General features: G+C 43.5%; 4 protein-coding genes and 1 pseudogene. All 5 read left to right on the forward strand.

Annotation, left to right across the window (positions count from 1 at the left end; genetic code table 11):
* Positions 1 to 113: YvrJ family protein (locus GX016_10320; GenBank protein HHT71935.1), on the forward strand; the 113-nt coding region annotated here is incomplete at its 5' end.
* Between the two features lie 659 nt (positions 114 to 772).
* Positions 773 to 994 carry a 4Fe-4S dicluster domain-containing protein gene (locus GX016_10325; GenBank protein HHT71936.1) on the forward strand — a complete coding sequence of 74 codons (222 nt, stop codon included), beginning with the start codon at positions 773 to 775 and terminating at the stop codon, positions 992 to 994.
* A 257-nt stretch (positions 995 to 1,251) separates the two neighbouring features.
* Positions 1,252 to 2,322 (forward strand): annotated as a pseudogene (locus tag GX016_10330) (hypothetical protein).
* Between the two features lie 256 nt (positions 2,323 to 2,578).
* Entirely contained in the window at positions 2,579 to 3,565 is a 987-nt protein-coding gene (locus tag GX016_10335) for a lactate dehydrogenase (protein HHT71937.1), read from the forward strand.
* A 139-nt stretch (positions 3,566 to 3,704) separates the two neighbouring features.
* On the forward strand, positions 3,705 to 3,935 hold a 231-nt coding region (locus GX016_10340), incomplete at its 3' end, for an indolepyruvate ferredoxin oxidoreductase subunit alpha (protein HHT71938.1).

Consider the following 3,935-nt stretch of genomic DNA (forward strand, 5'->3'; position numbering starts at 1 on the left):
GCTTCCCGGTGGTGGTTTCCCTGTACCTGCTGGTGCGGATGGAAGCCAAGCTGGATGAGCTTACCAAGAGCATAGCCGCTCTGGCGCAATCCATTAGTACGCTGGGAGTATAGATAAATTCCGGGTCGGCTGTCCGCCCTGACCCGGTTTTTGTTTGGGCCGGTTGATTTATTTAGAGGCCCTTAGTACGAGCATGAGGTAACCACTGGTTTGTTTTTGTCCGGAGTCTTGTGGTAACAAGGGGTATAAAACTAATAAATCGCAGGTATAAATACTGAAAATACATCCTTAACTTGAAACATTGAACATTGTACATTTTAATGCTATAATGAGATTGCATACAATTTGAATACGAATACAGGGGAATGTAGGAACACATTTCGCTTACACATTCGAGCATGTGTATTCTTTTATTGACAAATCGTGTATACATAATGTCCACAAGCACCACAAAGCCCTGCCCTTAGCGAATTCAAGAACGAGAGACACTGAGATACAAGATCTTTAGACATTATGAAAGCCAAGGAATTACCGCCGGGGTCGGGGGCAGTGGTACTTTGCTTACGCGGCTGTAGAAAGGGTGTTTTGTCATAAATGGTGTATACATAATGTGGACAAATGCTGCCACAATTTAACCCCGGTGGCGCTGATTTGTCGAGAGAGCAATAAGGGTCTGATTGAAGACCCAAGAAGTACCCTTCTAAGTAATGACAAGAACCTGGTTCCTACCATACCGTTCTGGAGCAAAACATTGAAGTAGGAGGGCCAACACGTGGCACAGGTAAGGATCAGCAGAGACATTTGCAGGGGATGCAGATATTGCATACTTATCTGTCCTAAAAGCGTTATTGGAATTGGAGAAAAAGCGAATTCAAAGGGCTATAGATTTGCAGTGGTTGTGAATCCGGATAGATGCATTGGTTGCCGACTTTGTGTTACCTGTTGTCCTGAGGCAGCGATAGACGTCATAAGTAAAGCCATCAACCTTAAATGATTTAAAACAGACTATTTAAGCACAGACCAGATAGGTGCATGTTTGTTAGAGACCCTCAAGAAAGAAAAGAAATGCATCTGCAGTACATCAAGTGGCAACGGAATAGTGTCAATGGACAACAAAATATGACTTTGAAGTGGGGTGATATAGGAAAAAAATAATCATCGGACAATGGACATGGTTTCGATTAGTTCAAAATGTAGTTGGCTGTGGTTGAGTTGCGAATCGGGGGGTTGTAGTTGCTTAAAAAGGAGAGATTGATTGTGCGAAAAGCCCTTTTTGGACCTACGGCTGCGTTAGCTTTTGTTTGGTTCACCACTCATTTTGGTGGAGGATTTGCGTCGGGACGTCAACTGGTTGAGTTCTACACTAGGTTTGGATGGTATGCGGCATGTTTGCCCATTATTGCAATGGCTATTTGTGCAATAACCTTCTACTATGGTTGGGCATTTGCTGCGGCCCACCGAACATTCAACTACTACTCTTGGGCAGAAAAGTATTATGGTAGTAAAGCGTTAGCTGCAGTTTATGAGATATCCTATGTTATCGCCTTAGCATTAGCAAGTGCCGTAGCCTTTGCCACCGGTGGCGAAACTATCAAAGCTTTGCTGGGCACACCTTACTTTGTCAATACGATATTCATTGCGATATTGATTTTCGTGTTAACAATCTTTGGAGCGGAAACAGTGCGAAAAGCCGCTGCCTCGGTTAGTATTGTTATTATAATTGGGCTATTGATAGTTTTGGGAAGTAATTTCATCGCAAACTTTGAGGCCATTGCAGAGACTATCAGGTTAGCTAAGACTGAAGCGAATCTTGCTCCGGCGGTATGGCAGATGCTCCTATATGCAGCTTTTCAAACGGTTGTGATTGGCGCCTATGTTTCTGTAGCAGAACCTATTACCACAAGAAGTGAAGCTAAAAGTGCTGCCTTGTTCGGATTTTTCATAAATGCATCCATGATAACCTTATCATCTCTCTGCTTGTTAGGGTATTATCCAGATATTGTCACCGAAGCCGTGCCAAATCTAACAGTGGCAGGAGAGTCTCTCGGCGGTGAAATTGCTGCTTTTGCCATTTCGTTCCTCATACTACTGGGTGTGGTGTCTACTGGAGTCAATGTAGTATACGCTGGAGCGAAAAGAATTGTGGATTATGTTGGCGAAAAAAGAGGTCTTACAGGCGAAGACCGTAGGACAAATATTATTGCCTCGGCGGGATATGTAGTGCTCACATGGGGGATTGCGTTATTCGGATTAATTCCTCTTGTTGCTAAAGGCTATGGCTATTTAGGCTATATAGGTTTGTTTGTAGTTGTGCTTCCTGTAATAGCAAAAGGACTACTGACGAGCCATGTTTGGTTTGAAGATGAAGTCGATGAAGTGGATGAATTCCTAGCTAAGGGAGAGGTCGTCCAATAGTGTTTGTTTCCCAAGCGAGGCACCAGCAGCTTTGGCTTTTTTGTGCTCCCGTAAAACCCTAGATAGAAGGTAGCGTGCCGAGACTGGATAGGGTAATATGTGGTATTGCATGAAAAGGTTGTTTAGAAGTACAAAATGCAACTTTAGGGATGGGGGGTTTGTTATGAAAGTCTTAGCGTATCAGGTTCGGCCTGACGAAAAACAGTATGTGAAGACTCTTGCACCTATATATGGCCATGACGTGATTATGGTTAGTGAGGATTTTAGTCCGGACACAGCCCACTTAGCAGAAGGTTATGAGGGACTAATGATTCAAGGTAACAGCAAAGCAAACAGAAAAGCATTGGAAACAATTTCCTTGCTCGGAATCAAGTATATAACCAGTAGGGCCGCCGGCACAAATAATATTGATGTGGCAGCCTGCAGTAAGCTAGGTATTAAGGCGGCTCATGTGCCAGCATATTCCCCCAATGCAGTTTCTGAATTTACGGTAGGGCTAATATTAACTCTAACTAGAAGAATCCACGCAGCAATCAAGAAAGCTGAAAGAAAGGACTTTTCGCTTAGGGGACTCATAGGAACTGAGATAAGGAACTGCGTACTTGGTGTGATCGGGGCAGGCAGAATCGGCTTTAATGTAATAAAAGCATTCAGCGGCTTTGGGTGCAGGATTATTGCCCATGACATCTTTGAGAACGAAGAGGTCAAGAAGTATGCAACATTTACAACCCTGGAGGAACTCTATTCTGAAGCAGATATAATAACATTACATTGCCCTTTGTTTGAAGAGAACTATCATATGATAAATGATGAGACTATAAGTAAAATGAAAGATGGTGTTATAATTGTAAATGCAGCCCGAGGCGCTTTGATTGATTCGAAGGCTCTTATTCGCGGTATAAAGTCTGGTAAAATAGGAGCAGTGGCTTTGGATGTTTACGAAGAAGAAGTTGGTGTTTTTCATAATGATCATAGTGACAGAATATTGCAGGATGATATATTGCCTAGGCTATTACAGTTTCCTAATGTCATAGTTACACCTCACTGTGCTTTTTACACTGATGAAGCTGTTTCAAATATGGTCGAGACAGCGTTGTCGAACCTGAAAAATTACGAATTATCAGGAACGTGCAAGAACGAAATAAAGTAATTCACAGGCGGAAAGGCCACGTTATGTAAATGCATAATGCACAAAGGTCTTTCCGCCTCACATTGAACTGACCCGTAAGAAGGCATTAGAGACGATTTTGATTATTGTAAAACCCAAGTATGTAAGGGGGAGAAGAAGCGTGAAATTGTTCCTGTCTGGGGACGAGGCCATTGCCCGTGGTGCCTACGAGTACGGAGCCACCTTTGCTGCAGCCTACCCGGGTACGCCTAGTACGGAAATCGCAGAGAACCTAATTCCGTACGAAGAAATCTATGCCGAATGGTCCACCAATGAAAAAGTGGCTCTGGAAGTAGGTCTAGGCGCATCGTTGGCCGGATCCCGTGTTATTGTGGCCATGAAGCACGTAGGA

The sequence above is a fragment of the Bacillota bacterium genome (assembly GCA_012837285.1).
In the GTDB taxonomy this organism is placed as follows: Bacteria; Bacillota; DTU030; order DUMP01; family DUMP01; genus DUNI01.